Annotated in this window: 22 protein-coding genes and 1 pseudogene; 11 read left to right on the forward strand and 12 right to left on the reverse strand. The window is 36.8% G+C overall.

Features of this window, described 5'->3' with window-relative positions:
* The first annotated feature begins 54 nt into the window (after window positions 1-54).
* Complete coding sequence (locus tag EGI26_RS01625; RefSeq protein ID WP_255075915.1) at window positions 55-834, forward strand: hypothetical protein; 780 nt, start codon at window positions 55-57, stop codon at window positions 832-834.
* A 46-nt stretch (window positions 835-880) separates the two neighbouring features.
* A complete protein-coding gene (locus EGI26_RS01630) occupies window positions 881-2,398 on the forward strand; it encodes a glycoside hydrolase (protein WP_255075917.1) in 1,518 nt (505 codons plus the stop codon).
* Window positions 2,399-2,464: 66 nt separating this feature from the next.
* Here the strand turns inward: EGI26_RS01630 and EGI26_RS01635 are convergent, their stop codons facing one another.
* The 4 genes from EGI26_RS01635 to EGI26_RS01650 form a co-directional block, all read right to left on the reverse strand.
* Entirely contained in the window at window positions 2,465-4,018 is a 1,554-nt protein-coding gene (locus EGI26_RS01635) for a DUF1501 domain-containing protein (protein WP_255075919.1), read from the reverse strand.
* 3 nt (window positions 4,019-4,021) lie between these two features.
* On the reverse strand, window positions 4,022-5,614 hold the full coding sequence (locus tag EGI26_RS01640) for a DUF1800 family protein (protein ID WP_255075921.1): 1,593 nt from the start codon (window positions 5,612-5,614) through the stop codon (window positions 4,022-4,024).
* 245 nt (window positions 5,615-5,859) lie between these two features.
* A complete protein-coding gene (locus EGI26_RS01645) occupies window positions 5,860-8,250 on the reverse strand; it encodes a glycosyl hydrolase family 95 catalytic domain-containing protein (RefSeq protein ID WP_255075922.1) in 2,391 nt (796 codons plus the stop codon).
* 73 nt (window positions 8,251-8,323) lie between these two features.
* Complete coding sequence (locus tag EGI26_RS01650) at window positions 8,324-8,980, reverse strand: hypothetical protein (RefSeq protein ID WP_255075923.1); 657 nt, start codon at window positions 8,978-8,980, stop codon at window positions 8,324-8,326.
* A 153-nt stretch (window positions 8,981-9,133) separates the two neighbouring features.
* On the opposite strand from EGI26_RS01650, the gene EGI26_RS01655 reads away from it, so the two are divergent.
* Complete coding sequence (locus tag EGI26_RS01655) at window positions 9,134-10,078, forward strand: D-2-hydroxyacid dehydrogenase (RefSeq protein ID WP_255075925.1); 945 nt, start codon at window positions 9,134-9,136, stop codon at window positions 10,076-10,078.
* A 50-nt stretch (window positions 10,079-10,128) separates the two neighbouring features.
* Here EGI26_RS01655 and EGI26_RS01660 read toward each other — a convergent pair whose 3' ends face one another.
* The 5 genes from EGI26_RS01660 to EGI26_RS01680 form a co-directional block, all read right to left on the reverse strand.
* Entirely contained in the window at window positions 10,129-10,620 is a 492-nt protein-coding gene (locus EGI26_RS01660) for a DUF2911 domain-containing protein (protein ID WP_255075926.1), read from the reverse strand.
* A 58-nt stretch (window positions 10,621-10,678) separates the two neighbouring features.
* On the reverse strand, window positions 10,679-11,413 hold the full coding sequence (locus EGI26_RS01665; protein WP_303626709.1) for an ABC transporter ATP-binding protein: 735 nt from the start codon (window positions 11,411-11,413) through the stop codon (window positions 10,679-10,681).
* Window positions 11,414-11,548: 135 nt separating this feature from the next.
* On the reverse strand, window positions 11,549-11,902 hold the full coding sequence (locus EGI26_RS01670; RefSeq protein ID WP_255075927.1) for a DUF5615 family PIN-like protein: 354 nt from the start codon (window positions 11,900-11,902) through the stop codon (window positions 11,549-11,551).
* On the reverse strand, window positions 11,902-12,126 hold the full coding sequence (locus EGI26_RS01675) for a DUF433 domain-containing protein (RefSeq protein WP_255075929.1): 225 nt from the start codon (window positions 12,124-12,126) through the stop codon (window positions 11,902-11,904). The genes EGI26_RS01670 and EGI26_RS01675 overlap by 1 nt, the downstream gene beginning before the upstream one ends.
* 69 nt (window positions 12,127-12,195) lie before the next feature.
* On the reverse strand, window positions 12,196-12,699 hold the full coding sequence (locus EGI26_RS01680; protein WP_255075930.1) for a GNAT family N-acetyltransferase: 504 nt from the start codon (window positions 12,697-12,699) through the stop codon (window positions 12,196-12,198).
* Between the two features lie 106 nt (window positions 12,700-12,805).
* Between EGI26_RS01680 and EGI26_RS01685 the strand changes: the two are divergent.
* From EGI26_RS01685 to typA, 3 genes and pseudogenes are all read left to right on the forward strand, one after another.
* Window positions 12,806-13,772 (forward strand): annotated as a pseudogene (locus EGI26_RS01685) (YpdA family putative bacillithiol disulfide reductase).
* A gap of 11 nt (window positions 13,773-13,783) precedes the next feature.
* Complete coding sequence (tnpA, locus tag EGI26_RS01690) at window positions 13,784-14,230, forward strand: IS200/IS605 family transposase (RefSeq protein ID WP_255075931.1); 447 nt, start codon at window positions 13,784-13,786, stop codon at window positions 14,228-14,230.
* Window positions 14,231-14,912: 682 nt separating this feature from the next.
* The gene (gene typA / locus EGI26_RS01695; protein ID WP_255075933.1) at window positions 14,913-16,739 is read left to right on the forward strand and encodes a translational GTPase TypA; all 1,827 of its coding nucleotides are present in this window, start codon (window positions 14,913-14,915) and stop codon (window positions 16,737-16,739) included.
* A gap of 403 nt (window positions 16,740-17,142) precedes the next feature.
* Here the strand turns inward: typA and EGI26_RS01700 are convergent, their stop codons facing one another.
* Complete coding sequence (locus tag EGI26_RS01700) at window positions 17,143-17,367, reverse strand: addiction module component CHP02574 family protein (protein ID WP_255075935.1); 225 nt, start codon at window positions 17,365-17,367, stop codon at window positions 17,143-17,145.
* 131 nt (window positions 17,368-17,498) lie between these two features.
* Here EGI26_RS01700 and EGI26_RS01705 point away from each other — a divergent pair, with 131 nt between their 5' ends.
* From EGI26_RS01705 to EGI26_RS01720, 4 genes are all read left to right on the forward strand, one after another.
* A complete protein-coding gene (locus EGI26_RS01705; protein WP_255075937.1) occupies window positions 17,499-17,792 on the forward strand; it encodes a YciI family protein in 294 nt (97 codons plus the stop codon).
* Window positions 17,792-18,835: a bifunctional diaminohydroxyphosphoribosylaminopyrimidine deaminase/5-amino-6-(5-phosphoribosylamino)uracil reductase RibD gene (gene ribD, locus EGI26_RS01710; RefSeq protein WP_255075939.1), complete on the forward strand. Its 1,044-nt coding sequence runs from the start codon at window positions 17,792-17,794 to the stop codon at window positions 18,833-18,835. Before EGI26_RS01705 ends, ribD begins: the two co-directional genes overlap by 1 nt.
* Before the next feature lie 78 nt (window positions 18,836-18,913).
* Window positions 18,914-19,468, forward strand: coding sequence for an RNA polymerase sigma factor (locus EGI26_RS01715; RefSeq protein WP_255075940.1), 555 nt, complete (start codon window positions 18,914-18,916; stop codon window positions 19,466-19,468).
* A gap of 4 nt (window positions 19,469-19,472) precedes the next feature.
* Window positions 19,473-20,945, forward strand: a complete 1,473-nt coding sequence (locus tag EGI26_RS01720) for a hypothetical protein (protein ID WP_255075941.1) — start codon at window positions 19,473-19,475, stop codon at window positions 20,943-20,945.
* A 76-nt stretch (window positions 20,946-21,021) separates the two neighbouring features.
* On the opposite strand, the gene EGI26_RS01725 is transcribed toward EGI26_RS01720, so the two are convergent.
* Complete coding sequence (locus EGI26_RS01725) at window positions 21,022-22,041, reverse strand: DUF4097 family beta strand repeat-containing protein (RefSeq protein ID WP_255075943.1); 1,020 nt, start codon at window positions 22,039-22,041, stop codon at window positions 21,022-21,024.
* Between the two features lie 135 nt (window positions 22,042-22,176).
* Here EGI26_RS01725 and ilvA point away from each other — a divergent pair, with 135 nt between their 5' ends.
* Window positions 22,177-23,427 (forward strand): threonine ammonia-lyase, encoded by a 1,251-nt coding sequence (gene ilvA / locus EGI26_RS01730; RefSeq protein WP_255075944.1) that lies wholly within the window; start codon window positions 22,177-22,179, stop codon window positions 23,425-23,427.
* A gap of 11 nt (window positions 23,428-23,438) precedes the next feature.
* Here the strand turns inward: ilvA and EGI26_RS01735 are convergent, their stop codons facing one another.
* On the reverse strand, window positions 23,439-26,369 hold the full coding sequence (locus tag EGI26_RS01735) for a DEAD/DEAH box helicase (protein ID WP_255075945.1): 2,931 nt from the start codon (window positions 26,367-26,369) through the stop codon (window positions 23,439-23,441).
* Window positions 26,370-26,520 lie beyond the last annotated feature (151 nt).

A 26,520-nucleotide genomic window follows, 5' to 3' on the forward strand; every position in this document is an offset into this window, starting at 1 on the left:
AATAAAAAGTACAAATATTTCTTTGAGCGATTTGAAAAATCGCTCCACTTATTTATGAATTCATTCTACATAAAACTCCTTATAATGCCCACTGTGGTGGCATTGGTTACTGTGGTCAGCAAAAAATGGGGAAATAGCATTGGTGGTATTTTGGCGGGTTTGCCTTGGGTGGCTGGGCCTATTATTTTGTTTATAGCTCTCGAACAAGGGCTTGATTTTGCCGTAAATTCTATCTCTGGAGTTATGGTAGGTATCATTGGTTGGTCATTCTTTTGTGTGGTGTATGTGTTGGTGGGTCGTAAAAGCAATGCTCTGATAAGTGTGTTGGCGGGTTATGTGGCCTATACTTTGGTTGGAGTATCTTTAAACCCGGTTATTTCTTATCTGAATGTTTATCAGTGGTTTGCATTAAGTTTGTTGGTGCTTTTTCTGGGTTTGTTCTTTTTTCCGAAAGTAGCTGAGCATAAGTCTTTTTCCGTAAAAATTCTTAGATTCGAAATTCCTCTACGGATGATTATTATAACACTTTTTGTTATCACCATCACATTTTTGGCGGAGCGTTTGGGTCCTACTTGGAGTGGGATTCTTACGCCATTTCCAGTTATGACTACAGTTTTGGCCATTTTTACACATTATACTCAAGGAATTTATCAAGTTCGGAAAATCTACATGGGGCTTTTTACGGGCTCGTTGGGCTTTGCATTTTTCTTGTTTTTGCAGGCTATTTTGATGCCCATTTACGGCATTGCTGTGGCTTTTATAGTAGGTATTCTGGTAGATATTGTGCTTACTATTGCCATGAAATTTGTATTTCAGAAGTATAGATTGATTTGAGAAATTTGTTCCAAAAAGCCCAGGCAAGATTTAGAAAAATAGATAAATGAAGAAATTAATTGTCTTATTATTAGTTATTTGTGAGTGCACGTTTGCTCAAAAGCTAAAGATTGACACTTCTGTAATTTACCAAAAGATGCACAGTTTTGGAGCATCGGATTGCTGGTCGATGCAGATGGTAGGCAAATATTATCCTTTGGCAAAACGTGAAAGAATAGCAGAGCTTTTATTTAGTCAAGAGCTGGATAAATCTGGAAATCCGAAGGGCATAGGGTTATCGATGTGGAGGTTTAATATTGGAGCTGGTAGCACAGAGCAAGGCTCTAAAAGTATGATTACCAACGAATGGCGTAGGGCGGAAAGTTTCTTGGAAAATGGAAAATACGACTGGACAAAACAAGCTGGTCAACAGTGGTTTTTGGATGCAGCGAAGCGACATAAAGTAGATTTTACTTTGGGTTTTCTAAACTCGGCTCCTGTTTCGATGACAAAAAACGGAATCTCAATCGGTAGTGGTAAATTGGGCGAATGGAATTTTGACAAATCTAAAATTGATGAATTTACCAGTTTTCTTGCCGAGGTTTCCGAAAAGCTAAAGTTTGATTATCTGAGTCCTTTCAACGAACCACAATGGGACTGGGGGCCAAAATCAAAGTCTGGATTTGGCTCACAAGAAGGAACACCGATAAACAATGCTGATTTGGCTTGGGCTACAAGAAAGATAGATGAGAAATTTGGTGAGAAAAACCTAAAAACTCAACTGACTTTGGCAGAAACTGCCCAGATAGACTATTTGTATAAATCCAAGACCAACAGAACAGAGGCAAATCAGGATAACCAAGTTCAAGCTTTTTTTGACGAAGAAAGCTCGGATTATATCGGAAATTTGAAATCTGTTGAAAAAATAATATGTGGTCACAGTTATTTTACAACTTCACCCAACGAAGAATTAGTAAAGAAAAGAATGGATTTGGGTCAAAAAATCCAACAGCATAACATCAATTATTGGCAATCGGAATATTGTGTTTTGGGTGATAATGCTGGTGAGATAAATGGAAGTGGGATGGATTTAGGTATGAAAACGGCTCTTTATGTAGCCAAGGTAATTCATGCCGATTTAACATTGAGCAATGCTTCGGCTTGGCATTGGTGGCTTTCGGTAAGTGCCAATGATTACAAAGACGGTCTCATTTATGTTTCTAACAATGGGAAAATGGGTGAAAATGACAATAACAAATTTGATGGAGAAGTATTAGACTCAGAACTAATGTGGACTTTGGGTAATTATTCTAGATTTGTAAGGCCAAATATGCAAAGAATCAAAGTGGATTTGGAGATAAAAAACGTTATGGCTTCAGCCTTTAAAGAAAAAAGTAAGGTAGTTTTAATTCTAGTCAATAGTGCTGACAATCAAACGATTGAAATCCCCAAAATTTGGAAGAAACAAAAATTAGCGGCTTTTGTAACCTCAAAAGATGATAATTTGAAAAGCAAAAAAGTAGGTTCTAAAAACTTAATTTTAACTCAAGAATCTATCACAACGATTATCATCACAAAAAAGTAGAGCAAATTTCCATATTTGAGCATTCTCCCAAATGACCAAAAAGAACCATTGATTTTTAAAAATGATTTACTTTTTCATTACTCTTACCACCTCTTGATATTCTTCGTTTCTATATCTAGCCAAATAAATTCCTGATTGTAAGTGACTCAGGTTGAGCGATATTTGGTGATTGCCAGCTTCAAATTCTTCATTGATTTCAGGAGCAACTTCTTGACCATTCATATTTAATATTTGAATAGAACTTTGCCCCCCTTGTGAAACAAAATTCAAATTAAGTGTTTCTTGAAAAGGGTTCGGAAATGCTTTTATTCTAGTATTGGAGAGTGCGGGCTCATTGGCCGTAACATATCCACAAATACTAGCGGATGCAATAGGGATAGTATTGAAATCTTGAAACAATACACTTTTCATTTCCACAGAATCACTACAAAACCAGTATTTCATAATCGATGCATACACGGCTCTAAAGTCGTGTTGCATAGGAATATTGTCGTTGTTGGCAACTGTCGCCGAAATAGTGGTAGGCTTTCCAAAGTAAGTCGGATTTACTTTTTCGCCAAAGAAAAACATAGGTGCGGCTGCTCCATGATCTGTGCCTAAGCTAGCGTTAGATTTTATTCTGCGACCAAATTCCGAATACGTCATTCCCATCACCTTGTCTGCCACTCCCAGAAACTTCAAGTCGTCTTGAAAAGCTTTAATAGAATCTCCCAAATTTGCCATTAAAGTTGCATGTGTTCCTGTGCTGGTATCAGTGGCAGTCGTTTGGCTGCTGTGCGTATCAAAACCTCCTAATCTTACATAATAGATTTTAGTTTTTAGGCCTCCAGCTATTAGTCTAGCAACTATTTTGAGTTGAGAGGCTAAGCTTAAGTTTGGATATTCTTTCTGCTGGCTTACTTTTAGTGCTGCAGCTTTTATACTTTCTGAGTATTTGTTGGTTTGTTTAGATACTTGCCTTAGGTAGTCCAATTCCTTTCCCGCTAGTGTATTAGGTACAGGTTGGTCTGCATTTTCTATAAGATTATAGAAGTTAGTGGTATCCGAAATAGACATGCCCATACTATACAAAGGGCCTTGTAGAGCCGTGCTTACCACAGAGCCAATCTGAATAGATAATGGATCAGGATATTTTGTAGAAGGGTATCCCTCGGGGTAATTTGGGTGGTCTAGTGCTAAAAATCTTCCAGCCCAGCCACTTTCTAATACTTCAGTGGCATTAGATGCAGTGTGCCAAATATCTGTAGCTCTAAAATGCGAAAAATTTGGATTTGGATAACCAACATCTTGTACAATATTGCCTTTGCCATCTTTCATCAAAGTAGCTAGGTTTTTTAGTGATGGATGCAGCCCTATCAGGTCACTTTGGGGAATTTTGATAACTTTATCTTCTGCTAATGCTATATTAGTTCGAGCTTTGTTGTAATTGCTGTACTGGTTAATCGGAATTACCGTATTGAGACCGTCATTGCCCCCATTGAGTTGAATCACCACCAAGACATTTTCATTCTCTAGGAGTTTCTGGTCGATGTTGCCCATAGCCCAGAGACTTTGGTTGTTTAGAAATGTGGGTGTTAATGCTCCCAGAACTGTGTTTTTTATAAAATTTCTTCTCTTCATGGCTCAGCTTAGTTGATATTCGGGTAATGCAAGAAGATAACTCAAAAGACTTTTCAATCGAGTAGTTACCATGGCGATGTTATTGTTGGTAGGTTTTTGTTGTGACTCGTTCCAAAGCTCTGTCCAGTAATAATCTGAGGCTTGTCCAGCTAGAAGGATATCAGTTTTTAGCTCAGTTTTTAGATTGTTAGAAATGGAAATTTGGAACAACCAAAAAACCAATTCATCAATCAACTTCACAGGGTCTGAAGGTGTCTTGAGTTTTTTTACAAAACTTATTGGGTCAAAGAGTAATGTTTGATTGTTGCGTTTATAGCCTTTTGAGATATAGGTATCAGTAAATTTTGTTCTTTCTGGAAATGTGCTGGCGTTTATCCAGATTTCATGAAAAACTGGAGCTTGGTAATAAGCGGGCCACCCGGCTACACTCGGTGGATCACCTAATACCTGCTGCCCTTTGTCTGCCACCGTAGCCAAATCGTTGGCAAATAGGTAGTATTCATTTATATAGCTTTGATAAACAGGCCATGATGGCTCAAGCAACTTGGTGGTTCCCATTAGATGTTCTACTGGGCTTTTTATGACACAGCCGCGTAGTTCAGCATCAAAAAAATGTTTGCTAGAGAACATCACTTTTAAAACTGGCAGTATCTCAAACTTGCTGTCTCTGAATATCTTAGCTAGAGGAGCAATGAATTTGCTTTCTATTTCGGGAGTAATATCATAATAAAAAAAGAAAATATATAGTCTTCGAATGATATGTAAACTTACTTCTTCTTTTTCAAAAATCATGTTCAGCAGATCATCGAGTTCATTGGTAGCGAAATCCCCTGGGTGACCTTTTATTACCTTGTTTCCATAAAAAGACGAAAAGGTTTTGTCTGTAGAATCATGCCTATCCGCTTGAAAATAGCTATTGATTGGTTCTCTGTTGATCCTGTAGCCAGTTAGTATTTTGGCAGCACTTTTTACATCATCCTCAGTATATTTTGAGTTCGGGCCTTTGCCTACTGTAAAAAGTTCTTGAAGTTCGCGGGCATAGTTTTCATCTGGAGCTGTTTTGGTATTTTGTGTGCCATTCAGATAAAGCAACATCGCTGGTTCTAAGGAAATGGTCTTCGTGAAATCCTTAAAGTTGCCAAGAGCATATTTTCTTATAGTCTGCAAATATTTGTAGGCCATTCGGGCATCATTATACGAATTCATCTCGGTTGCGAAATGGTTGTGCCAAAACAAAATCATTTTTTCATGAATCGTGGTTTCTTGAAAATGCATAAGCTGAACCCACCAAGATTTTAAAGATTGCTGCCTTCTACTATTTATACTACCATCGCCATAGGTGCTGTTTACCCAAGTCTGGCCCAATGCCACACCTGTTGTGTCTTTTACAGCACTTTCGTAGTGATTCACTGGGGGATTAGGAGCAGCACTTTCTTTGAAAATAACCGCAATGACTTGGTCGAGTGTTTTGCCAGTAAATTTTTTAAAATCCTCAATTTTTATACCTAAAAGCGTCCGTTTAAGGAGGTGTTTCAGGGCTTCATCGTCGAAAGTGCCAGTAAATTTTTCATGACTAATAGGTCCAAATGACTTCATAGAGGAGGGAGTTTTGGGTTTGACACGTTTTTTCGAAAAAGGTTTAAATTTTTTCTAATTAGGTTTCACAAAAGATACAATAAAAATAGTGCCAAGTAACAATTATTTTTCATTAATGATTAATATTTTACATATTTAAAATACTTGTAAGCAAGTACTTATGTAACTGTTGGCATCGATAGATTAGTATTTGATATAGATAAAGTATCAAAAGTTTTTGAATACCAGAATGCTATCTTATGAGGTTATTTTTCCCAAAATACCACCTCATCCCTTACAGCTTTTATTTTTTTTGATTTTCCTTTGTATACCAATTCCGTTTCTCCACCAGGTTTTCCAGTGATTTTTGCTGAAACCAATTGGCAATTTTCCCAAACAATGTCTAACTCAAATCCACCTCTGGCTTTTAAGCCTTTTATGGAACCGCTTTTCCAAGCATCTGGCAATGCGGGCAAAAGATAAATTTTATCAGCAGTACTTTGCATAAGCATTTCGGCTACTGCGGCGGCTCCTCCAAAATTTCCATCTATTTGGAAGGGCGGATGGGCATCAAAAAGATTGGGATATGTGCCACCGCCTCTTTGGTAATTTACTTTTACACCGTCAGGTTCTACATATTTGAGCAATTCGCGATACATTTTATAAGCACGGTTTCCATCCCAAAGTCTCGCCCAAAGGTTTATTCTCCAGCCTTTTGACCACCCAGTGGTTTCGTCTCCTTTTATTTCGAGTGTAGTTTTGGCCGCTGCTGCCAAACCAGGTGTTTCGGCCATATTAATATGATTTCCTGGGTACATTCCATACAAATGCGATTGATGCCTATGCTTGGGTTCTGCATCATCCCAATCGTAATACCATTCTTGTAGGTTTCCTTTTTTACCTACTTGGTAGGGGTGAAGATTGGCCAGAACTTCCTCAAGTTTATTTTTGAAATCATAATCACTTTTTAAAATATTGCTGGCTTCTATAAGGTCTATAAAAAGCTCTCTAATCATGGCCAAATCGGCTGTAGCTCCATAAAGTGTAGCCCCTTTATAACCTTTGTCGGTGATGTAAACATTCTCTGGAGAAGTGCCAACCGCTGTAATGTATTGCCCGTTTTTGTCTTTTGTGAGCATATCCAAACAAAATTCTGCCGCACCTTTCATCAGTGGGAAGGCCTTGTTTTTTAAGAAATCTATATCTTTTGTATAAATATAATGCTCCCAAAGGTGCGTGGTGGCCCACGTAGCTCCCATAGCCCAGTTGGCCCAGACTGGGTCGCCTTTACCAAAATCTCCGACTGGATTGGTCATCGCCCAAATGTCAGAGTTGTGGTGACATGCCCATCCATTTGCGTTGTAGAAAGTTTTTGCTGTTATTCTGCCTGTTTTTTCTAAATTTTCAAGAAACCCAAGAAATGGCGTGTGCATTTCTGAGAGATTGGTATTTTCTGCCAACCAGTAGTTTTCCTCGGCATTGATATTCATAGTATAATTGCTGCTCCAAGGTGGTCTCATGTGTGGATTCCATAAACCTTGCAAATTGGCAGGAACGCCTTCGGTGCGAGACGAACTGATCAACAAATATCTGCCATATTGAAAATATAAGGTTTCGAGATATTTATCCTCAGCTCCTGTAGCATACCGTCTAAGTCTTTCATCTGTGGGTAAATCAATACTTAAGTCTGGTTTTAAATCAAGATTTACACGGTTATAAAATTTCTGATAATCACTCAAATGTCTAGCTTTGAGGTTCGTGTAAGTTTTTTGAATCAGCGGAGTTATTCTACTATTTACAAACGCTTTTTCATCTTTTCCTTGTGTTTCGGGGTCTTTGTTGAAGCCATTGAAGCTAGTAGCCATGCAAACGGCCAAGATTACTTCTGTGCCATTTTTTATACCTAATGTGGTGTCTGTTTTAACAGTCTTTCCAGAAATACTTTTTATAAAAATACTCCCGAAAAACCTCGTTCCTCTTTTTTGATCAAAAACTACAGGGTCTATTTTGTTGTTCACATAGCTTGGATCTGCTTTTACGGGTGCTCTTCCCGAAAATTGTAGCTGGTTTTCTGTAGTTTTTACATCAAACTTTAGTTGGGAATCAAATTTCAAGGTGAAATTCAGTTTTCCAACTTCCGAGCTTTTGAGTTTGATAATAAACGCTTTGTCGGGATATGAATAAAAATATTCTTTAGTAATTATGGTATTTCCTGTTTTGTAAGTCACTCTAGAAATGGCCTCGTCAAGCGATAATTCCCTATAATAGTTTGAAACATTCTCGTGTCCAAAGTCAATATACATGGTGCCTAGAGGAGCGTACGATTCTGAAAATTTGCCTTGCATTTTTCTGATTAAAGAATCTGCAGCTTTATAATTTTCATTTTGAAGAGCTTCTTTCACAGCAGGAAATGCCTTATAAGCGTCTTTGTTCATGTATGGATCCACTGGCTCGCCAGACCACAGTGTGATGTCATTCAAGAAAATTTTATCGGTTTTTGAGCCACCAAAAATGGTCGCTCCTTGGTTGCCATTTCCTAACACCAGTGCTTCTTCGAAATATTCAGCCTGTTTGTTGTACCACAGTTTTAGTGGAACTTTCTGAGCAATTAAACTTTGGGATATTAATACAAAAAGCAAGAATTTGAGTTTCATCATTAAAGGGTTGAATATTTTCCAAAATTAATAGAATTGGCTAAAAAAATAAATTTAATAATTACAGAAGAGGTCTTTATTGGTGCCGTTTTGTCCTTCTAAGTTCAAAAATGATTAGGATTAAGCCAATCACAACTGCTAATCCAAAGCATGTAAGCATAAAGTAAAAAGGATTTAATGTGCCAGTTTTTACTAAATATTCGGAGCCTGAACGCATTATTAAAACCAAAATAAAGTAGAATATCCCCAGAAATGCCCATGTGTTGAGTTTTGAAAATGGTGGGTTGTCATCTCTGAATTCGAAGTTATTATTCGAAAACAAAAATTTGAGTATATTCCAATCCCAAATTAACAAATAAACGTTTGCGAGTAGCATCAAAAATGTAATCAAGGGCGTTCCAGCGAATTCGTAAGAAACTGTTATCACGAAAATGTTGATAATAATGGGTAAAAAGAGTACGGCACCGAAAGTACTCCACCTTTGAGTCATTAATATTAGCCCCGCAATCAACTGACTCCAACCAATAAAATTCCAGTAAAGACCAGATGCATACATGGTTTCGAAAAAATGCCAAGCGGAATTTATCGGACTACCTGCCCCAGAGTCTGAAGTAAATCTCAAACCTTGAATTTTTACGATACTTGCGAATACGAAAGCTGCTCCTATTAAGTATCTTAAGAAAATAGTGAATATTTGAAGTGACTTAATTCTCTTTAAATTTGATATGGTCATAGAGGGCTAGTTTTTTTATAAAAATAAGAAATTTTTCTCCTTTAATTTTTTAATTCACCCATCGAAATTTGCTGCTTTAGCTTTTAATTAAATTTTTGGTTTAAAAAGGATTTATTTTTAATAGTTTTAAGGCTCAAAACTAATATCGAATTTATGAAAATAGTATTTCTTGACTCCTATACTGTGCATCCTAATGAGATCAATCTGGATGTTTTTAAGGTTTTTGGCGAGTTTGTTCATTATAATCGAACCGTTCCTTCTGAGGTAATTGAAAGAGCAAAAAATGCAGAAATAATATTGACCAATAAGGTGGTATTGGATAAAAAGATCATGAGCCAGTTGCCCAAACTCAAGTATATAGGTGTCACGGCAACGGGTTTTAATGTGGTAGACATAAAGGCAGCAAGCGAACTCGGAATTACAGTAACCAATGTTAGAAACTACAGTTCGAATTCAGTAGCACAGCAGGTTTTTGCAATGATTTTGTCATTTGCAAATCGATTATCAGAGCATTCAAGTTTTGAGAGTTGGGCTTCTCAACCTGATTTTTGCTATTATAATAATTCCCTTTCTGAGCTTTCAGGAAAAACAATCGGCTTAGTAGGCTTTGGAAATATCGCCCAAAAAGTGGCTCAAATTGCTCTTGCCTTTGATATGAAAGTGCTTATTAATAAGAGAACACCTTTAGAATCTCCAATTGATGGAATCATGGAAGTTGATATAGATACCCTTTTTAGTTCTTCTGATTATATAAGTTTGCATTGTCCATTAACTATTGAAAATGAGAGATTTATGAATAATTCGGCGTTTTCAAAAATGAAAAAAACAGCTGTTTTGATAAATACAGCCCGTGGCGGATTGATTAATGAAAGTGACTTGAAAGATGCCTTGAATTCTGGTGAAATAGCGGGTGCTTATTTAGATGTTTTGGCAGTTGAACCTCCAGCTAAAGACCACATTTTAGCTGATGTGCAAAACTGTAGAATTAGTCCGCACATAGCTTGGGCCAGCTTTGAAGCCAGACAAAAGCTTATAGAAATAGTATTTGAAAATTTAAAGTGTTTTTTGGAAGGAAAGCCTCAAAACGTCATCAAATAATAAAGGCCTTCCATTTGGAAGGCCTTTATTTATAATGCATTAACTGCAAATTACCATTTCAAAGGAACTTTCACTAAAGTCATATCCCATGAGATTGTTATTTGAGAATCTTCAGCTGTTAACGTAAGTTTTTCTACAGAAGCCTCATTGTTTAATGGCTTAACTTTTACAGAAGCAACATTTTTATCTTTCACTTTGTCGTATCCGTAGGCTCCCCATTGCTTAAGTTCAGAGTTTAGAATTACTGTCCACTCATCTTTTGTAGGAATAGTAAACAGTGAATATGTACCCGCTTTTACGGCAGCTCCTCCAAAGTTAACGTCCTTTTTGAAAGTCACCTCAGTTGCACCATTGGCTCCAGTTCTCCAAACTTCTCCGAAAGGAACAAGCTTGCCAAAAATTTCACGATCTTTTTTAGAAGGTTGTCCGTAAGTGATTTTTACGTTTGCACTTTCAGTGACTATAGCTGGGCTAGCGGCAGGCTTTTGTGCAAATGCAAATGAGCTGATAAGAGCAAAAAATACAAATATGCTTTTTTTCATTTTTGTTGAAATATTATAGTTTAAAAAATTGTTTCGAATATATAAACGACCTAAAGTCTCAATTAGTTTTTTCGGCTAGCTTTTTTGCCATTTCCAAAGGATTCGTCGGATTTGGGTTTAAAGTGTCAGACTCAATTAGGCCGTCTCTCAATCTAATAATTCGGTGGGCATAGTTGGCTATGTCCTCTTCGTGTGTTACCATTATTATGGTGTTGCCTTTTTCATAGATTTCATGAAAAAGCTGCATGATTTCATACGAAGTTTTGGTGTCAAGGTTACCGGTTGGTTCATCGGCCAGCAATATGGAAGGGTCGTTTACCAAAGCTCTTGCTACTGCAACTCGCTGACGTTGTCCTCCAGAAAGTTCGTTGGGTTTGTGTAATGAGCGGTCTCCAAGTCCTACACTTGCTAAAACAGATTGAGCTTTTTCGGTACGTGCTGCCTTTCCATAGCCAGCATAAATGAGCGGAAGGGCGACGTTTTCAAGGGAAGACTGACGAGGCAAAAGGTTAAATGTCTGAAAAACGAATCCGATTTCTTTGTTTCGCACTTCGGCGAGTTCATTTTCGCTCATGCCGCTTACATCTTTATTATTCAGTACATAAGAGCCAGAAGTTGGAGAGTCCAAACAGCCAATGATGTTCATCAAAGTAGATTTTCCTGAGCCTGATGGGCCCATAAAAGCAACATATTCACCTTTTTTAATTGTAATAGTTACATCCTTCAATGCATCAATTACTTCAGAACCCATCACATATCTTTTAGCGATATTCTTAGTTTCGATAATAACCATACTATCGGTTTTTGTTTATTTTTTTGAAAGCAACAAAGTTATATTTTATTTTTTGGCGAAGCATTTATTTTCTACCAACGAATTATTTGGCGGATGGGTGGTAGATTGTGAATTATATTCTTTCATAGAATGTACTTACTCTATAATTTTTCTAATTCTTATTTTGTTAGGGCTTATAGTCGTAAATGAACCCCATAGGTCAGAAACTCTATCGTTAAGAACCTTATCTAAGATTTGAAGTATATGCTGGGTTTCACTAAAATCATATCTTAACAGAATAACGCTAATGTTCTTTTCATTGTGTGAGTACACCCATTCACCGAAATCCTTATCTTCTGTTAAGATAATTTTCCTTGGTTTTTTTGAAATTTCAATTATTTCTTCGTCAGAAATACCTCTCAGATTTTCATAGATAGAAAAAACTTCAAAGCCCTTTGTTCTTAAGTATCCAATAATTTGATGGTCAATATTTTCATCAGCAAGAATCATTATACTAGGGCTTCCTCATTAGCAACAATATCCGCTGCATACTCAAGACAAGCACTAATTTCATCTTTAGTGACATCAGGATACATACTTTTAATATCCTCAAAACTTGCCCCTTGTGATAGTTTCCTCAAAATAATCTCAACCCCAATGCGAGTTCCTTTCAACACGGGCTTTCCTAAAAGGATATTGTGATTTTCTTCAATATGATTTCTATATTTTTTCATTTCGAAAATTTATTAAATCAAAAATAACAAAAAGATTTTAAAGGTTTCTTTTTTATAAAACTTTAGATTTCAAATCCCATACAAATTCAGTAAATCCTTTTTCTCTCCAAATGGAATGGTTTTCTCAAAAACAAACCCTAATTTTTGTAAAAGAGCATTAGAAGCCGTATTTCTCGGGTCAACTATAGCTATAATTCTGCTTAGTTTCAAAACATCTTTTCCGTATTTCAAGATAGCTTTTGCTATTTCATATCCAAATCCTTTTCCGATATAGTCTGGCAGAAAAGCAAATCCTAAATCCACATCTTCTAATTCTTGTCTTTTAATAAATCCACACATTCCAATTGGTTTTTGAGTCGATTTTTCTCCTACCAAATAGAATCCAAAGCCGTTTTCTTCATAACTTTTCAAAGAGCCATTTTTCAGATAATTTTCTGCATCGTCTAAATTCCTGACACCTTTATCTCCAATGAATTGAAGCCAAGTGGGCGTGTTTAGCAATTCGAGGATAAATGGGGCATCGATAAGTTCAAATTTTCGTAGAAATAATCTTTCGGTTTCAAGAATGAGCATTTTATGGAAATATTTTGTGGTCGAAAATTAAGAATTATTTCAAAACAAAGCATTTTTAAAACCACATTCAAGTCCAAAAAACGTTCTTTGTCCGTAAATTTGTTTCATGGAAAAATATGATGTTGTTATAATCGGAGGTGGCCCAATAGGCTTGGCTTGCGGAATTGAATGTCAACAAGCTGGCTTGAGTTATGTGATTTTAGAAAAAGGTTGTTTGGTAAATTCGCTTTATAATTATCCAACTACCATGACTTTTTTCAGCACCTCTGAAAGGCTTGAGATTGGCGGCGTACCTTTTGTTTCTATTTCAGCAAAACCCACACGCTCAGAAGCTTTTGGAATATTACAGAAGAGTTACACAAAACAAAACGCTGAATGTGAGACTTTTTGAGGAAGTTCAAACTGTGAAAAAAGAAGAGGATTTATACAAAATCAACACAAGCAAGAGTGAATACGAGGCTAAATATTTGATTCTTGCCACAGGTTTTTACGATATACCCAACACTTTAGGCATTGAAGGTGAAAACTTACCCAAAGTAACACACTACTACAAAGACCCACATTTCTATGCATTTCAGAAGGTTTTGGTTGTTGGAGCCAACAATTCAGCTGTAGATGTGGCCCTTGAAACTTGGCGAAAGGGAGCAGAGGTAACCATGGTAATTCGTGAGCCAGAAATAGGTAAAAGTGTGAAATATTGGGTAAGACCAGATATTGAAAATAGAATTGCTGAAGGCTCAATAAAGGCCTATTTTACCTCAAAAATTTCTAAAATAACCGATGGTAGTGTAATAATAAATACTCCTGAAGGTGAGATATCAGTAGAAAACGACTGGATTTTGGCGATGACCGGCTATAAACCAAATCTGCCTTTTTTAGAAAAATTAGGTATAAAACTATCTGAAAACCAACAAAGAAAGCCTCAATATGACGAAAACACCATGGAAACTAATCTGCCAAACGTGTTCATTGCCGGGGTAATATGTGGAGGAATGGACACCCGAAGTTTATTCATCGAAAACTCAAGAGTACATGCCGAATTGATTGTTAAGCGTATTTTGGAGAAAATATAACATTTAAAAATATGGGAAGTTTTAAGCAAATGTATTATCAGATAGTTTTTGGTACAAAACATCAGAAGTCAACTATTTCAAATGACTATTGTGAGGAATTGTACAAATACATTTGGGGGTTGATTAGTGCTAAAAAATGCAAGCTGTATAGAATAAATGGAGTGGAAGACCATATTCACATCTTTTGTGATTTACATCCTAGCATAGCTCTAGCCGATTTAATAAAAGATATCAAGGTTTCTAGTAGTATTTGGATGAAATCTGAGAATAAATTTCCCAGTTTTGAAGGATGGCAAGATGGATATGGAGTATTTACGTACAACAACCGAGATAAACAAATGATTATCAACTACGTAAAAAACCAAAAAGAGCATCATAAAACAGAGTCTTTCTTGGACGAATATAAACGACTTTTAACTGAAAACGAAATTGAATTTGATGAGAAATATTTACTGTGAATAATTTCACATTCAAGCCCTTCAGGCTTGTTTTTGATATCGCTCAATTATATTCGAACCATGGGTTTCACCCACGGCTATTGACATTTAAGCCTTTCAGGCTTGTTTTTGATATCGCTCAATTATATTCGAACCATGGGTTTCACCCACGGCTGTTGACATTTAAGCCCTTCAGGCTTGTTTTTGATATCGCTCAATTATATACGAACCATGAGTTTCACCCACGGCTATTGACATTTAAGCCTTTCAGGCTTTTAAACACTTCGGTTATTTTTGATTTAAAAGAGTATTTTTAATCCAAATGGGCTTAAATATGAATGCTCTCGAAGCATTCGGGGGAAAAATGGATGATACCAAGTTAAGCCTGAAAGGCTTAAATGTGAGTAACCCTCGAAGAATTCGGGGGATAATGATAGACAGAATCAAATTTAAGCCTGAAAGGCTTGAATGTGTTTTCTCAATCAAAATCCAACAAAACCACTTCTACAAGATATTTTTATATAAAAAACATTTTTACGCAAAATTGCACTTCTCCAATTAATTATTTGACAATCAATAGTTTACTATAAATTAATATATTGGCTGTGAGTTTATTGAAAATAAATTCGTACCTTTGCGGACTTTTTAGGGCTAATCTCCTAGAAAAAATCAATCTAAAAATCCTTTTCGAAAGGGAATCAAAATGCAAGAAATAAGAAATATCGCCATCATTGCTCACGTTGACCACGGTAAAACTACCCTTGTTGACAAAATCATCCACGCATCTAAAATCTTTAGAGAAAATCAAGAGTTTGGAGATTTAATCCTCGACAACAACGACCTTGAGCGTGAAAGAGGTATCACTATCGTATCGAAAAACGTATCTGTTAGATATAAAGGTATCAAAATCAATATCATCGACACTCCTGGTCACGCCGACTTCGGTGGTGAAGTAGAGCGAGTATTGAAATTGGCAGATGGTGTTATTTTATTGGTAGATGCTTTTGAGGGACCAATGCCTCAAACACGTTTCGTGTTAGGCAAAGCCTTAGATTTAGGATTGAAGCCGATTGTAGTTGTAAACAAAGTTGACAAAGAAAACTGTCGTCCTGACGAAGTACATGAAAATGTATTCGACTTGATGTTTAACTTGAACGCAACAGAAGACCAATTAGATTTTCCTTGCTTATACGGATCATCAAAACAAGGTTGGATGAGTACAGATTGGAAAGTTCAGACGGATTCAATCACTCCACTTTTGGATGCTATCATTGAATTTATACCAGCCTCTCCGATAAACGAAGGAACGCCTCAGATGCAAATCACTTCATTAGACTATAACTCGTTTGTGGGTAGAATAGCTATCGGTAGAGTAGCAAGAGGTACCTTGAAAGAAGGCATGCAAGTATCGCTTTGTAAGGCTGATGGTTCTATTAAGAAAATGAGAATCAAAGAATTACAGGTTTTTGAAGGATTGGGTAGAGTAAAAACGGACAGTGTAGGTTGTGGTGAAATTTGTGCAATCACAGGTTTGGATGACTTCGAGATTGGCGATACGGTAGCCGATGCAGAAAATCCAGAGGCATTGACAAGGATTTCGATAGATGAGCCTACCATGAACATGTTGTTTACAATTAACAACTCGCCGTTTTTTGGGAAAGAAGGAAAATTCGTTACGTCGCGTCACGTAAGAGAGCGTTTGATGAAAGAAACAGAGAAAAACCTTGCACTTAAAGTTAAGCAAGGGGATTCTGAAGATAAATTTATAGTATTTGGTCGTGGTATTCTTCACTTGTCGGTTTTGATAGAAACTATGCGTCGTGAAGGATATGAGTTCCAAGTTGGTCAGCCACAAGTATTGTACATGGATGGACCAAACGGAGAGCGTATGGAGCCAATAGAGACATTGGTTGTGGATGTTCCTGAAGAAACTGCTGGTAAAGTAATTGAGTTGGCTACACAAAGAAAAGGGGAGCTTTTGATTATGGAACCAAAAGGTGATTTGCAACATTTAGAGTTCAACATTCCTTCAAGAGGTTTGATAGGTTTACGTTCAAATGTATTGACAGCGACACAAGGTGAAGCCATCATGAACCACCGTTTCAAAACTTATGAGCCTTACAAAGGAGTAATTCCTGGCCGTACAAACGGTTCAATGATATCAATGGGTAATGGCCCTGCCGTTCCTTACGCTATCGACAAATTGCAAGATAGAGGAGTATTTTTCATCGATCCAGGCGAAGATATCTATATGGGAATGGTAATAGGTGAGCACAATCGTCAAAATGACATTGTTGTAAACTTACAAACTGCCAAAAAATTGACGAACATGCGTGCGTCAGGTTCTGATGACAACGTGAAAATTACACCGAAGTTGAACTTCTCTTTGGAAGAATGTATGGAATACATCCAAAAAGATGAGTACTTAGAAGTAACGCCTAAGTCGTTGAGAATGAGAAAGATTTACCTTGACGAAAACGAGCGTAAACGTTCTGAGCGTATGTCAGAAACCAACGCAGCTTTGGTTTAAGATGACAATTTGGTAATTGGTCAATTTGAAAATTAGCTAATTGAGAGATACTAAAAAGCCCTAATGAATACTCATTGGGGCTTTTACTTTTTGAGAGGACCTTTTATCTGCTTCTTCTCTTCTCTGCTCTGGGATGTCTTTTTTGATGAACTATCGCTGTAATCACTATTTCACTTAAAGCTTCATCTATGTAAAAATGGATATTGTATGGAAATCTTTCCAAGTGTGCAATCCTTATATTTCGATATCTAATTGAATGGCCAAAAGGATATCGACGTATTTTTAAAAGTGCCTTTTTAATTTATTCAGAAAACTGCTCTTCCAATCCCTCTTTTTGCTCTTTATACCATTTGTCTCGCATCGGATAAATCTAATGAGACCTCATCAAAAAATAAGAATTTCATTAAATTCTTTTGTTTAATTCATCAAAAAGTTGCTCAATTGGTTTTAATCTTTCCGCACTTATAGATTGAAGACGTGTGTCAATAAAGTCTTTTTCCCACTTTTGAATATCTTCATCCAGTGTCTCAATATCTGGAAATTTAGATTGAATCAACTCCCATTCTCTAATCGGAATAAAAACACCAGTTTTTTCACCAGACTCATTTTTTATTTCTTGAATTATCATTTTGATTAAATCTATTTTAAGCAAATATAATTAAAACTATAATATTTATGTTTGTAAATTTACATTCAGTATAGTTTCGTTTATTTGAATTGACTCTTTCTTAGTTTATTTTTACATATTTTTTTAAAATTATGCCTCAATATCTCCTAGTTGCCCATGATGGTGACGCCCCAAATGCCCTCGAAAAACGTATGGAAGTTCGTCCGCGACATTTTGAATATGCCAGACGGATGAAAGCAGAAGGTAAAATCATTATAGGCGGAGCTCAGCTTACTGAGGATGGAAAGATGAAAGGTTCGGCCGTTATACTCAATTTTGAAGACGAAAATGGTCTCCAAGAATACCTAAACCATGAGCCTTATATTTTAGAAGGCGTTTGGGCGAGTTACACGATAACACCTTTTAGAGTAGCCGATTTATCGTGATGGAACGCCAAAATGTCGACCAAGTTTTTATGGAGAGAGCATTCCATTTGGCCGCTTTGGGTAGAGAATGGGTGAGTCCAAATCCTATGGTTGGCTGTGTGATTGTGCATGATGGGCTTATCATAGGCGAAGGATTTCATCAAAAATATGGAGAAGCCCATGCAGAGGTAAATGCTGTAAATTCAGTTGTTAACAAAGAACTCCTGCCTGAATCTACGGTTTATGTAACCCTAGAACCTTGCTCCCATTTTGGAAAAACACCGCCTTGTGCCGATTTATTGATAAAACATAAGGTCAAAAAAGTAGTAGTGTGTAACCTCGATCCATTTCCGCAAGTTTCTGGAAATGGTATAAAAAAACTGCAAGATGCTGGAATTGAAGTAGTAACTGGTGTTTTAGCTACAGAAGGCGAAGAACTCAACAAACGTTTCTTTAAAGCTCAACGAACAGGTTTGCCGTATGTTGTTATAAAATGGGCAGAAACTTCAGACGGATTTGTGGCTCAAAAAAACGGAAACCCCTTGGCAATTTCGAATACTACTACCAATATAACTGTACACCGCTGGCGAGCTGAAGAGGCTGGAATTTTGGTGGGAACCAACACTGTTTTGACCGACAATCCGCAACTCAATGCCCGAAATTGGCCGGAATCCAATAATCCAACGCGAATAATTATAGATAAAAACCTCAGAATCAATGGTGATTTTAATGTTTTCGACCAAAAGCAAAACACATTAATTTATAATCTTCATAAAAAACAAACGGACGAAAATTTAGAATTTATCCAAATAAATTTTGAAGAAGGTTTTCTGAAAAATATGCTTTCTGACCTCAAAAATAGAGGTATAAATAGCATTTTGGTAGAAGGCGGGCCTCAAATTATCCAGTCTTTTTTTGAAGAACAACTTTACGATGAAATCCGAGTAGTAAAAAGTGACATGGTATTGAAAGAAGGAGTGTCAGCTCCAAAAGTCCCAAGTGGAATACCATTGGTCAAAAATTACAGTATCCTCAACGACCAGATTTTTATTTTTACAAGATAATTCCAACCATTTTTACGTTATTGGAATCATTCTTGTACCCTTTGAATACATTATTTTGTGTTCTGCCTTTTATAAAATATGTCAAACGATAAACTTGTAGTGGAGGCCTGCATTCGTGAGGAGCGGGTTGCTCAGCGGCAATTGTATGAACAATTTGCTGGGAAGCTCTATGCCGTATCGCTCAGATATATGAAAAGCCGAGATGAAGCCCAAGATGTGTTACAAGACGCATTTATAAAGATATTTAAAAACTTACATTCTTTCCGATTTGACTGTCCATTGGAAGCTTGGTTGAAGAGAATTGTGATAAATACCGCCTTAAAGGCCATCCAAAAGCGTGGACAAATGCCCACGATAGACATCGCAGATTATCACGGAGAATTGGACAAAAGTCCAGAAAATTTGGGTTTAGAAAATCTCAAAATGGAAACATTGTTGGAGCTTATAAATCAGCTTCCAGAAGGATGTAGGGCAGTTTTTAACTTGTACGCCATAGAAGGTTTTAAACATCAAGAAATAGCTGAGATGTTGAACATTACCGAAGGAACTTCAAAATCGCAGTTTTCGAGAGCGAGAATGCTTTTGATAGAAAAAATAGAAAAAGAAAATATTAGACTGGCGAAGGCCAATTAAATAAATGGAATCAGAATTTAAAAGTTTCGAAAACCAGTGGAATGAGGCCTTCAAGGACGCCTCGGTACCACCTCCCGATTTTGTTTGGGAAAACATCGAAAAAGAACTTGATAAAAAGAACAAGAAAAGAATAGCTTTCATTTGGTGGAAAAATCCTGCCCTATTATCAGGCATAGCAGCGGCCTTGGTCTTAGGACTCACGGTACTTTTTGTAAATAATAGCCAAACCGAAAAATTGTCACAAGTTCTTAATAGTAAAGAACCAATTGTACAAATGGACAAACAAAACACAGGCGAAAAGTCCCGAATTCAGAATAAACTACAAGAAACTTCGGAGGATAAAAACAAGTCTTTTGACAGTCCAGAAAAAGCTAACTTAGCGACTTTAACTATTACAAAAAAGCAGAAGTCAACTGGTGGGAAATTAAATTTATTTGGAAGAAATAAGAAAATCAGTTCAGCTGCTGCTGGTCAAGGTATTACACAGAAAAATAGTCAAAGTAGTGAAATTGTGAACCCAGCCAAACCAAAGGTTGTGGAAAATTATTTGGCGGTTAGTGAATTAGAGAAATTTGAGATCAATCAATTGAAGCAAAAAGGTGTCAAATATTTTGCGAATAGATTTCAACCCTTTCGCTCTCATATAAGTGTCGATTTTGAAGATGCAATAGCAGAAACAAAAACCTCTAAAGATAAAATGTGGTTTGGTGTAAATTCGGGTGTTGCTCCTTTTAATCCAAATTTTGAGAATACTGGTTTCACAGGAGAAGCCTTGACTTCGGCCAGAAATGATGCTGCTTTTGTGTCGAAAGGAACTGAGTTTGAGATGAGTCCTTCATCGCAAGGAAATATCACGAGTTTATTGCCCAATAGTTTGCCAGAAAGCAGTTTCAGAAATGGAAGAGCCGTGAATTTTGGTTTTTCATTTGGTAAAAAACTAAAGAAACGATTAGGTTTAGAAAGCGGCCTTAGATATATGCAAGCAAGTGCTTACATGAGTACAAACGTGTATGCCATAAACGAGAAAACTGGAGCGGTGAATAGCTATTTTCAGTCGAATTACCTGGATTCTAAAAGCAGCAATACCCAAACGGTTCTTTCTGTAAACGCCACCAACAAGCAGGTGTATAACTATTTTAACGTGCCTGTTCTCTTAAATTATAATATTCCTCTCATTAAAAAACTTGATATAGAGGCTTTAGGTGGAGTAAGTGGGGATATGTTTATTTTTGGCAATTTTGATGCTCAAAATTCCGAAAACAATAATCTCACTGCCGCAAATTCGACTTTCAATCTGCTGAATATTAGTGGAATGGGAGGCTTGAGGCTTAGCTATGATATAAGCAAAAGCTGGGAAGCCAACTTGGGCTCAACTTACCAACAAGCCCTGATTTCGGGTGTGACGAGCGAACAGAATTTGAGCTTCAAACCGAGAACATTTGGGATAAATTATGGAGTGAGATTTAAGATGAAATAAGGATGTCTAAGAGATAAACAAAAAAGGGCGAGAATTTCAGAATTCTCGCCCTTTTTGCATTTATAGAACAGAGCTATTATTCAACATAAATAGTTCCTGATGAAGCTGACATAGTCACTTCTGTTCCACCACCGTTTACTTTTCCTTTCACTCTGCCTGAGTCTAAGTTTGATGAAACTTTTGATAGTTTATCGCTTTTAATATGGTTTCCTTTGATGTCTAAATCCATTCCTTCTGAGAAAGGAATATTTGCATGAATATTACCTGCACTTGTGCTTAGGCTCAACACTTTACCCAATTTTACAATATTAGCATCTATTCCGCCGCCAGAAGTTCTAGCAATTACATCACCGCTTATCTGATTCAGCTCTATTCTGCCACCAGAAGTAGATACGTCCAAGCTGCCTTTTATTTCTTCCGAGTCAATACCGCCGCCGCTTGTGTGAGCTTTTATAGTTCCTTTGAGCTGGCTGAGTTCTATTCCACCACCAGAAGTTGACAGGTTGATATTTCCTTTCGAGCTTTTGGCCGAAATTCCACCACCGCTTGTTCTCATAATGATCATACCATCACACTCTTGCATTTTTATACCACCGCCACTCGTTTTTCCGTCTACTTTTCCTCTAAGTTTCGAAACAGTAATTCCACCTCCACTGGTTTTAAAATTCAAGTCTCCTTCAAGGTTGTCCAGTGTTATTCCACCACCAGCTGTACCCAAATTTACATCCACTTTTGATGGCGAGTACACCTCAAATCCAATAGAAAGTTTTTGTCTTTTCATTTCAGGGTCTTTTGGTTTTGCAAGACAAACTATTGATCCGTCTTTGTATTCCATTTCTAGAATGTAGTTTTTTAGTTCTTCCTCAATCTCACTTTTAGAGGCGGTTTTGTTCCAATTGTTGGTATTGATAAAAACCTTTACCTCAGCATCTTTACCCGCTGTACCGAATACTTTAATGCCACCTCCCGAAGTATTCACTTTAACGCTCTGGATGTTTACTCCTGTAAATTTCTTGGTGGTAAAAGGTTCTTTGGTTTGTGCCATACAAAAGCTTATGGCCAAGCTGAAGAAAATGATAATGTGATACTTTTTCATATTTATAATTTAGTTTTTCTTGAAAGATGCATTTTTGAGTTAAAGGTTGCACGGTAATTTTTTTGAAAAATATTTTAGAGAATCATAAATTTTGTAGGTTTGTCAAATATTTCATCAAACAGACCAACGCCAACTATGAACAACGGCATAGAATTAGAAAACATATATGCAGCGGCTTCCAGGCTCAAAAATGTTGCTTTGAAAACCCCTTTGATGTTTAATCAAAATCTCTCGGAAAGATATCAGGCCAATATTTATCTCAAAAGAGAGGATTTGCAAGTAGTGAGGTCATACAAAATAAGAGGAGCATATAATAAAATGGCCTCGATGTCTGCCGAAGATTTGGCCAAAGGAGTTGTTTGTGCCAGTGCCGGAAATCATGCCCAAGGAGTTGCTTACGCTTGTCAGAAAATGGGCGTAAAAGGCAATATTTTTATGCCTACTACTACGCCAGCTCAAAAAATAAAGCAAGTGAAAATGTTTGGCAAAGAATGGGTAGAAGTGATACTAATAGGCGATACCTATGACGATTCTTTCGATGCCGCACAAATATATGTAAAAGAAAACGGCGGAATATTTGTGCATCCATTTGATGATATCCAAGTGATGGAAGGACAAGGAACCGTGGGTTTAGAAATATTTAAAGACGCCGATTTTAAAATTGATTATCTGCTTTTTGCAATCGGAGGTGGTGGCTTGGCAGCTGGTGTAAGTACGGTTTTTAAGAATTTAAGCCCAAAAACCAAACTTATTGGTGTAGAACCGCTGGGTTCTCCCACCATGAAAGTTTCGATAGACAATGGTAAAGTAACTCCACTGGAGCATATTGATAAGTTTGTAGATGGGGCTGCCGTGAAAAAAGCGGGTGCTTTGACCTATGAAATTGTAAAAGATAAATTGGATAACATCCTTTTGATTCCCGAAGGAAAAGTATGTTCTACGATTTTGCAGCTTTACAACGAAGAAGCCATTGTGGCTGAGCCAGCAGGTGCTTTGAGTGTGGCTGCATTGGACACTATTAAAGATAAAATAAAAGGCAAAAACGTAGTCTGTATCATTGGCGGAGGCAATAATGACATTACACGTACTGAAGAAATAAAAGAACGTTCGTTGCTTTTTGAGGGACTAAAACACTATTTCATCATTAAGTTTTTGCAAAGGTCAGGAGCTATGAAGGAATTCTTGGAATTTGTTTTAGGGCCGACTGTCGACATCGTGTTTTTTGAATATTCAAAGAAAACTTCAAGAGAAAGAGGGCCTGCCTTGGTGGGAATTGAGTTGTCGAAGAAAGAAGAATTTCCTGCTCTTATCGATCGACTTGAAAAATCTAATGTCCAGTTTACCTACATCAACGACAAACCAGATTTGTTTGAATTTTTGATTTGAGAGAAATGTTTTTACTCCAATAGAGAAAGAATATCCTTTTCTGAAAGTGACTTCATAAATCCTTCTTCAGCCGTTATGAGGTCGTTAAAAAGTTGTTTTTTTGTATTTTGCAAATCCAGAATTTTCTCTTCTACGGTATTTTTTGTGATAAATTTATAACTAAAAACGGTGTTCGTCTGGCCAATTCTGTGGGCTCTGTCCACCGCTTGAGCCTCTATGGCTGGATTCCACCACGGATCAAGCATAAACACATATTCAGCAGCCGTAAGATTAAGCCCAACTCCACCAGCTTTTAGTGAAATCAAAAACACTTTTTCTCGGTCTTCGTTTTGAAATTTTTCTACCAACTCCATGCGATTTTTTGTAGAACCATCAAGATACAAATACGGAATATTTTGTTCGTCCAATTTCTTGGCTATTAGCGAAAGATGCTTTACAAACTGACTAAATACCAGCGTCTTATAGCCTTCTTTCACTACGTCTAATAACTTGTGCATTACGTCTCTGTCTTTGCCTGAATCTCCCGTATAGTCCTCATCAACCATCAACGGATTATTGGCCAATTGTCTGAGTTTCGTAAGGCCTTGTAAAACCAAAATACTCGACTTTTTAATACCACCAGCACCCACTTCGCTCAAAAGCTGATTGCGTATAAATGCCTTGGTTTCTTCATAAATTTTTTCCTGCTCTTCAGACATTTGGCAGTATTGTATGGTCTCTATTTTTTCGGGTAAGTCTTTGGCTACTTGCTTTTTATGCCTTCTGAGCATAAAGGGTTTTATTCTTGAAAATAGCTTTTGGAGCGTTTCTTCATCTTTTTGTTTTTCGATGAGATTCTGGAAATTATCTCTAAAATAGGCCATAGACCCCAACAATCCAGGATTGATAAAACTCATCTGTGACCACAAATCCATGGTGCTGTTTTCAAGCGGAGTACCGGTGAGTATTAGTCGGTTTTCGGTGTTGAGCTGTATTACCGATCTGAAAATCAGAGAACTAGGGTTTTTTATGGCTTGAGATTCGTCCAAAATAGCATAGTTGAATCTATAATTTTTCAGGAAATCAATATCCAATCTTAGAACACCGTAAGAACAAATGATGAGGTCATAAAATTTAAACGCTCCTGCATCCTTGTGCCTATTTTGCCCGAAATGAATCAATATTTTTAGTTTAGGCGTAAACTTGCTTGCTTCTTTTTGCCAATTATAAATCAGCGAAGTAGGCATCACCAAAATACTTGGACTTTCGGGTTTTTCCTCTTTCATTTTTTGTAAAAACGCAAGAGTAGTTACCGTTTTTCCAAGTCCCATATCGTCGGCCAAACAACCGCCAAATTTGAAGTTTTTTAAGAAATGCAGCCAGTCATATCCGGCTTTCTGGTAAGGTCTTAGGCTGCCCTTGAAGTTTTTAGGAAGTTCCACTTCTTCTATTTCTTCAAAATTTTTGAGGCCTTGCAACTTTCGGTTCATCACAGTTACTGCCAGACCGTCCTCTTCCAAATAATTGATAATTCCCACATGGTGTTTCTTCAAACGACCCTGTCCTTCGTCTTCAACTTCCAGATTTTCAAATAGTTCGGAGTATTTATTAAACCATTCGGTAGGTATCATGGCCATTTGTCCGTTGGGCAACTCGAACTCCCTGATGTTGTTTAGGATATAATTTCGGAGTTTTACAAATGGTATTTTGTATTCTCCAAACTGCACTAAAGCCTTTATATCAAACCAGTCACGGTTTTCTTCAATGTGTATTTCCAGTTTTGAATAGCCCAAGAAATATTTCACGGCATTCTCTGTATTCTGCTTAATTTCTATCTCAGATTCTTGAAGATTTATAGCGTTCTTTTGAAGCCACTCGATGGCTTCAGTTTTTGGTTTGGCTATTCTTCCATTTCTTAGATCAAGATTTAAGTTTTTAATGAACAGAATAGTCTCCTTTTCTTTTTCTAAGTTTTTTTTGATTTTATGAAAAACCCAAGACTCTTCTTTTTTCTCTAAAAAAACATAAGCAGGTGCACTGAAGTTGTCGTACTTAAAGTTGTATTTGCCATATTGGAACGAAAGTTCAAGGTAAAATTTACTTTCGTCTTCATTATTAGAATTGCCATTTTTTTCAAACAAACTGGCTGATATTTTCTGCGATTTTATTTCAGAAACCAACAATTGAGCCTTCATTTCCTGTTTTTCCTGAACAATCTCAAAACCCTTTGCAAAAACATTAAAGTTGGCTACCAAAGGCACTATAAATTTTTGATAATAAGTATCTTCTATTTTTTTTGGAATAATGATATTGGGTTTGTTGAGAAAGGGTTTTAGTTTTCTTCCATCAGCAAAGTTGTCGAAAATATACAGTTTGGTGTCTATCAACATACAAGCCGGCAGGTCGTTGACGATATAGGCGTTTTTAAATTGAAATTTCACCTTTTCTTCACCACATTTGATGATCGGATAATATACAGTTTGGTCGTCTTGTCTGTCAAAATGAAAATATGCTTTGGCAGACTCTTTCATGATTTCAATTTCCTTCCAAGTGGCTACACCATCGCTGCCCATTATAAACAATTGCTTGTTTTTTATTTGAGAGAATATCTCTTTTTTGTAGTTTTCGAGATAGGAAAATATAGAATCTCTAAGTAATTTATCCCCTTTTTCTAGGTTGAAAGTTTTCTTAAAAAAATCTTCAGTAGATATTTTTTTTGTGTTGAACTTCTTCAAAATTATATCCTGTTGAATGCTATCTGTAAGCCTCACCAGTTCATAATCGTCTTTTTCTAGGCCACTTGCAAAGTCCGAGATGTTTTTTGAGGAGATGTTTTGGGTTTGAAAGGTTACTTCACCTCGTGTGTTCAGCTGCACCACGTAGGACTCTAGCAAGAAACCGAGGTATTCGTGTTCATAAAGACTATATATAATTTTAAAAGGCTCTGTTGGCGATACAATCATCAGTTCGATTTCAAAAAAGGGAATCAAATGTAATGGTTTGGCTTTTGATGACAAAAAAAACCTTATGAAACATATCCACATTGCGACTGGATAAGTGGTTTGCAGTAATTTTAGCAAGCAAATCAAAAAAATATCTTAATTTTGCAACCAA

This window comes from Lacihabitans sp. CCS-44 (assembly GCF_024343735.1).
Classification (GTDB): Bacteria; Bacteroidota; Bacteroidia; order Cytophagales; family Spirosomataceae; genus Leadbetterella.

Coding starts and splice junctions, on each gene's coding strand:
- EGI26_RS01625 (WP_255075915.1), top strand. CDS start 55: ATGAATTCATTCTACATAAAACTCCTTATAATGCCCACTGTGGTGGCA.
- EGI26_RS01630 (WP_255075917.1), top strand. CDS start 881: ATGAAGAAATTAATTGTCTTATTATTAGTTATTTGTGAGTGCACGTTT.
- EGI26_RS01635 (WP_255075919.1), bottom strand. CDS start 4,018: ATGAAGAGAAGAAATTTTATAAAAAACACAGTTCTGGGAGCATTAACA.
- EGI26_RS01640 (WP_255075921.1), bottom strand. CDS start 5,614: ATGAAGTCATTTGGACCTATTAGTCATGAAAAATTTACTGGCACTTTC.
- EGI26_RS01645 (WP_255075922.1), bottom strand. CDS start 8,250: ATGATGAAACTCAAATTCTTGCTTTTTGTATTAATATCCCAAAGTTTA.
- EGI26_RS01650 (WP_255075923.1), bottom strand. CDS start 8,980: ATGACCATATCAAATTTAAAGAGAATTAAGTCACTTCAAATATTCACT.
- EGI26_RS01655 (WP_255075925.1), top strand. CDS start 9,134: ATGAAAATAGTATTTCTTGACTCCTATACTGTGCATCCTAATGAGATC.
- EGI26_RS01660 (WP_255075926.1), bottom strand. CDS start 10,620: ATGAAAAAAAGCATATTTGTATTTTTTGCTCTTATCAGCTCATTTGCA.
- EGI26_RS01665 (WP_303626709.1), bottom strand. CDS start 11,413: ATGGTTATTATCGAAACTAAGAATATCGCTAAAAGATATGTGATGGGT.
- EGI26_RS01670 (WP_255075927.1), bottom strand. CDS start 11,902: ATGATTCTTGCTGATGAAAATATTGACCATCAAATTATTGGATACTTA.
- EGI26_RS01675 (WP_255075929.1), bottom strand. CDS start 12,126: ATGAAAAAATATAGAAATCATATTGAAGAAAATCACAATATCCTTTTA.
- EGI26_RS01680 (WP_255075930.1), bottom strand. CDS start 12,699: ATGCTCATTCTTGAAACCGAAAGATTATTTCTACGAAAATTTGAACTT.
- tnpA (WP_255075931.1), top strand. CDS start 13,784: ATGGGAAGTTTTAAGCAAATGTATTATCAGATAGTTTTTGGTACAAAA.
- typA (WP_255075933.1), top strand. CDS start 14,913: ATGCAAGAAATAAGAAATATCGCCATCATTGCTCACGTTGACCACGGT.
- EGI26_RS01700 (WP_255075935.1), bottom strand. CDS start 17,367: ATGATAATTCAAGAAATAAAAAATGAGTCTGGTGAAAAAACTGGTGTT.
- EGI26_RS01705 (WP_255075937.1), top strand. CDS start 17,499: ATGCCTCAATATCTCCTAGTTGCCCATGATGGTGACGCCCCAAATGCC.
- ribD (WP_255075939.1), top strand. CDS start 17,792: ATGGAACGCCAAAATGTCGACCAAGTTTTTATGGAGAGAGCATTCCAT.
- EGI26_RS01715 (WP_255075940.1), top strand. CDS start 18,914: ATGTCAAACGATAAACTTGTAGTGGAGGCCTGCATTCGTGAGGAGCGG.
- EGI26_RS01720 (WP_255075941.1), top strand. CDS start 19,473: ATGGAATCAGAATTTAAAAGTTTCGAAAACCAGTGGAATGAGGCCTTC.
- EGI26_RS01725 (WP_255075943.1), bottom strand. CDS start 22,041: ATGAAAAAGTATCACATTATCATTTTCTTCAGCTTGGCCATAAGCTTT.
- ilvA (WP_255075944.1), top strand. CDS start 22,177: ATGAACAACGGCATAGAATTAGAAAACATATATGCAGCGGCTTCCAGG.
- EGI26_RS01735 (WP_255075945.1), bottom strand. CDS start 26,369: ATGATTGTATCGCCAACAGAGCCTTTTAAAATTATATATAGTCTTTAT.